The organism is Candidatus Methylomirabilota bacterium, assembly GCA_036005065.1.
Classification (GTDB): Bacteria; Methylomirabilota; Methylomirabilia; order Rokubacteriales; family DASRDR01; genus DASYQW01.
On the sequence record DASYQW010000360.1, the window covers coordinates 1 to 4545 of the forward strand.

A 4545-nucleotide genomic window follows, 5' to 3' on the forward strand; every position below is an offset into this window, starting at 1 on the left:
ATGCCCCCCCGTCGTGGCGGCGGCGAAGCCGCCGCTCGGAGCGCTCCTCAACGCATGCCAGGGTCGTCCTCAGCTTCCGCTTACCCGGACGCGCCGGCGGACACTCGTGGCGTCAGGCGCCCCCCCGACTGACCGTGAGCCCGGCGAGGCTGGATCTCCGCGCGCTGCCGGAGTGGCTCGACCGCCCGGACAACGCCGCCTGGGTCGGCAGGGTCGATCCCTCCCAGCTGATCGGGCTCCGGGCCGATCTCGCCGAGGCGGTGCTCGTCGACGCCGCGGGCGGGACACTCCTCGTGCGGGGCGATCGACGGCTGGGGCGTCTCCTGCCCCACGGCTCGGTGGCGCTCTACGCTGCTCCGGCCGGTGGGGCGGAGCCTCGCCGGCTGCTCGAGCTCGACCGGCTCGGGGGCGTCCACCTCGCGGTCCGGCGCGACCGGGACGGAGCCCTGCACGAAGCCTGGGTCCGCAACCTCGACGGGGCCCTGCTCGGCGTCATTGCCGGGGGGGCCGAGCACCCGCTGTGGGGCGCATCGGACCGGATCGTCCGCCTCGCCAGCAGCGCCGCTGCCGAGCCGGAGCTCCTCACCGTCTCGGGCGCGCTCGATTGGGATCGGATCGCCTCGATCCCTCCGCTCGCGGATCCGACCCGGCTCCCCCCCGGGGCGGGCACGACGATCCTGAACATGCTCTCGGCGCTGGCGGCGGATCAGGGAGCCGCTCCGCTCCGCTACCGGGGGCCGTTCGCGACCGAACAGCTCTTCTGGGCGCTCGCCGAGGGCTTCCGCTTTGCCCGGGTGCCCGATCCGCTGGCCGCGTTCCTCGACGGCGCCGCGGCCGCGTTCGCGGCCGGCGCCCTGCACGAGGCTCCGCTCGACTGGACCCCCACCCCGCACGAGCGGCTCTTCCTCCCGGACGGCGTCTACGTCCAGCTCCGGAACGGCGTCGAGAAGGTGTGGTGGGAGGGGCGCGCGTACTACCGCCTCGAGTGGCAGGGGCTCACGCGGCGCGAGCACCGGATCATCCGTCGCCTCACCGCGCCCGACGGCAGGCTCCGGTTCGTCGCCACGCTCCATGCGCTCGGCCACCCCCTCCAGGATCACCTGGTGCTCGACGCGGACGGGACGGTCATCGAGCGCCCCGCGGCTGGCGCGACCGAGCCGGGGCTCGAGCCGGACGTGCCGCTGGCCGGCCTGTGGCGGGAGGCTCTGGGCACCCTGCTCCCACTCGAGGCGACGCCGCTCCTGGCACCCGCGATCGAGGCGGTCTGGCCCGCGCTCGAGGTCGTCTGGGGCACGGTGCCGCGCGATCTGGTCGACGTGCGCGGCAGGACGGTGCGGCTCTCCCGTGCGCTGGCCCGCCGCTATGCCGCCGAGCGGGCGCGCCTCGCGGGCGCGGCCCGGCGCACCCTCGCTCAGCGGCTGGTCCGGGAAGTGCTGGGCCTGCTGGGGCCGCCCGTCCGGCGCGCCGCCGCGGCCTGGCTCGAGGGCGAGCCGCCGAGCCGCCAGCAGGCCTTGCTCGACTCGGGCGCCGGCCTCGACCGCCCCGCCGCCGCCCTCGGCGCCGCCGAGCGGCTCCGGCCCCTCATCGACGCCCTGACGTCCGGCGACGCCCGGGTCTTGCCCTGAGGCGACGGACACCGGGAGTCGTGAGACCGGACGTCGCCTTGACGCGGCGCGCGCCGGGGTGATACAGGTGGGGCGACCCCGACACGGGACCCCCCTGACGAGGAGACGGCGATGAGCGAGATCCCCGGATCGGTCAAGTACGTGATCGTCGGCGCCGGCATCCACGGCCTGAGCACCGCCTGGCACCTCGCCATGGAGCTCGGGCGCCGAAAGCGCGGCTCCGGGAACGATGTGATCGTCGTCGACAAGACCGGCATCGGCGCCGGCGCTTCCGGGATCGCCTGCGGCTGCGTGCGCAACCTCTACATGACCGAGCCGCTCCACGCGATCCTTCGACACAGCCTGGACGTCTGGATGTACGACCCGGTCGCCTTCGGCTTCCAGCAGGTCGGCTACATCGGCGTCGACGAAGAGAAGAACGTGCCCGAGTACGAGCGCGTCTGGAGGAGCCAGAACGCCGCGGGCTACCCTTCGGACCTCCACGTCGGCGATGAGGCCCGGAAGTTCATCCGGAGCATCTGGCCCGACTTCAACGTGAAGTACGTGGGCCTCGCCCTCCACGAGAAGCTCTCCGGCTATGCCGGCACGGGCCAGGCCCTGAGCGGTCTGGCGACCAAGTGCGCCCAGCAGGGCGTCCGGATCCTGTCCGGCGTGAAGGTGCGCGGGTACGACGTCGAGGGCGGACAGGTGAAGGCGGTGGTGACCGACCAGGGCCGCATCCGGTGCGACCTCGTGATCTGGGGGCTGGGGGCCTGGACGCCCGAGCACTGGGCGATGCTCGGCCGGCCGCTGACGGTGGACTGCCGCTACCCGGATGGCACGGTGGTCAGCAAGGACATGTGGACGTACTGGCGCCTGCTGGAGGGCGAAGTCTACTGGGACCAGCCCTACGTGACCGCGCGCGGGTTGAACCCGCCGGTGCTCCACATCGAGACGTCGGAGCCGGTGGTCGACCCGGCGACCGGGAAGGAGATCAAGGACTTCACCTACGCCTACTTCAAGAACGGCAACGAACGGATGGACCGACCGGGCCTCCAGGGCGGCACCATCCCGGTCAAGCTCGGCCCCAGGGCGGTCACCGACCCGTACGGTCATGCCAACGACGAGTATCAGGCGGATCCCTGGTTCGCCGACTACTTCTGCGCCGCGATGGCCCAGACGATGGCGCGCTTCGAGGGCTGCCGGCCGAACTTCCGGGAACGCCGGAACGGCGGCATCGGCGCCTTCACCCCGGACAATGTGCCGATCTTCGACTGGGTGGCGCCGAACGTCTACATGATCGCGGACTCCAATCACGGCTTCAAGATGACCGGGGTCGGCAAGCTGGTGGCGCGGTACCTGATGGCTGACGACGTGCCCGAGCTCCGGCCGTTCGCCCTCAGCCGCTACGCTCAGGGCAAGACCTTCGGCGCGTCTCAGAGCCACTCGCCCTGGGTGTAGCTCCGCCCGGGTGCATGATCACCGAACACGGGCGAATGCTGGCGCTTCGACCCCGCATCCAGCAGCTGCGGGTGCCGAATCTCAGCGAGGTCAACTTCGACCGCCTTCGGGCCGGCCGCCTGGCCCGGCTCCAGACGACGATGAAGCGTCACGACATGGCGGTCGGCCTCTTCTTCAATCCGGCCAACATTCGATACGCCACCGGGACCGACGTCATGGGAGTGTGGACCGCCGGCACCTTCGCCCGCTACTGCGTCGTCCCCGCTCACGGCGATCCGATCCTCTTCGAATACAAGGGATCGATCCACGTCTCCCAGAAGCTCGTCAAGGACGTCCGACCCGCCTACGGCTGGCAGTTCGGCGGAGCCCAGTCGCGGGACAAGGCCTGGGAGTGGGCGAAGTCGATCCGCTCGGTGCTGGGGGAGCTGGGCCTCGCCGGCGAGCGACTGGCTGTCGACAAGCTCGACACCATCGGCTTTCTGGCGCTGCAGGACGAGGGGATCTCCCTCGTGGACTCGAGCCCGGCCACCGTCGACGCCCGGGAGGTGAAGACGCCGGACGAGATCGACCTGTTCAAGATCAACGGCGGGATCGGCGACGCCATCCTGGCCGAGTTCGAGGCGGCCATCCGGCCCGGCATCCGTGAGTACGAGCTGCTGGCGGTCCTCGGCCACGCCCTGCTCCGATACCACGGCGAGTTCCTCTTCACCCGGCTCATCGCCTCGGGCGCCAACACGAATCCCTGGATGAGCGAGGCGCACGACAAGATCGTCGCGCCCGGCGACCTGGTCGGGGTCGACACCGACGCCAACGGTTACGAGGGGTACGTCATCGACGTGTCCCGCACGTTCCTGTGTGGCGACACCGCCTCGCCGGAGCAGAAGGAAGCGTACCGGGTCGCCTACGACTGCGTGACCGGGATGCTCGAGCTGGTCCGGCCGGCCATGACGTTCGAGGAGTTCGCCCACAAGGCCCCCGCGCTGCCGGAGGCGTACCGGGCCCAGCGCTACGGCGCGATGGTGCACCAGGCCGGCCTGGAAGACGAGGGGCCGGGCATCCCCTACCCCGACGACGACCGCGGCCCGCGCCGGATCATGCCCCGGCGCGAGATCAAGGAGAACATGGTGCTCTGCCTCGAGTGCTACGCCGGGAAGGTCGGCGCCCCGTTCGGCGTCAAGCTCGAGGATCAGATCCTGGTCACCAAGGACGGCGCCCAGCTCCTCTGCACCTTTCCCTACGAGGCGAAGCTCTTGAGCTGAGCCGGAGCCACTACCACTTCTTCCCGGCTGCGGTGTTCTCCCGCTTCGGCCGGGAGCCCCTCGAGGTCTCGAACCAGTTCGAGCTCGGGGTGACATTCGGGTCCGCCGGGCCGGCCAAGCTCTGGATCTTCAAGAACCCGCGGCTCGGCGTGGCGTACCGCTTCGGGGACGGGCTGAGCGGGATCCGCGCCAGCTTCGGCTTCCCGTTCTGAGTCCGGTTG

At 71.2% G+C, this 4545-nt stretch carries 4 protein-coding genes; all 4 read left to right on the plus strand.

Annotated features, from left to right (window positions below):
* Positions 1-134 precede the first annotated feature (134 nt).
* The gene (locus tag VGW35_24390) at positions 135-1625 is read left to right on the plus strand and encodes a hypothetical protein (GenBank protein HEV8310811.1); all 1491 of its coding nucleotides are present in this window, start codon (positions 135-137) and stop codon (positions 1623-1625) included.
* Between the two features lie 111 nt (positions 1626-1736).
* Positions 1737-3065, plus strand: a complete 1329-nt coding sequence (locus tag VGW35_24395) for an FAD-binding oxidoreductase (GenBank protein HEV8310812.1) — start codon at positions 1737-1739, stop codon at positions 3063-3065.
* A 35-nt stretch (positions 3066-3100) separates the two neighbouring features.
* The gene (locus VGW35_24400) at positions 3101-4324 is read left to right on the plus strand and encodes a Xaa-Pro peptidase family protein (protein ID HEV8310813.1); all 1224 of its coding nucleotides are present in this window, start codon (positions 3101-3103) and stop codon (positions 4322-4324) included.
* A 32-nt stretch (positions 4325-4356) separates the two neighbouring features.
* Positions 4357-4536, plus strand: a complete 180-nt coding sequence (locus VGW35_24405) for a hypothetical protein (protein HEV8310814.1) — start codon at positions 4357-4359, stop codon at positions 4534-4536.
* The last annotated feature ends 9 nt before the right edge of the window (positions 4537-4545 follow it).

Coding starts and splice junctions, on each gene's coding strand:
- VGW35_24395 (HEV8310812.1), top strand. CDS start 1,737: ATGAGCGAGATCCCCGGATCGGTCAAGTACGTGATCGTCGGCGCCGGC.
- VGW35_24400 (HEV8310813.1), top strand. CDS start 3,101: ATGCTGGCGCTTCGACCCCGCATCCAGCAGCTGCGGGTGCCGAATCTC.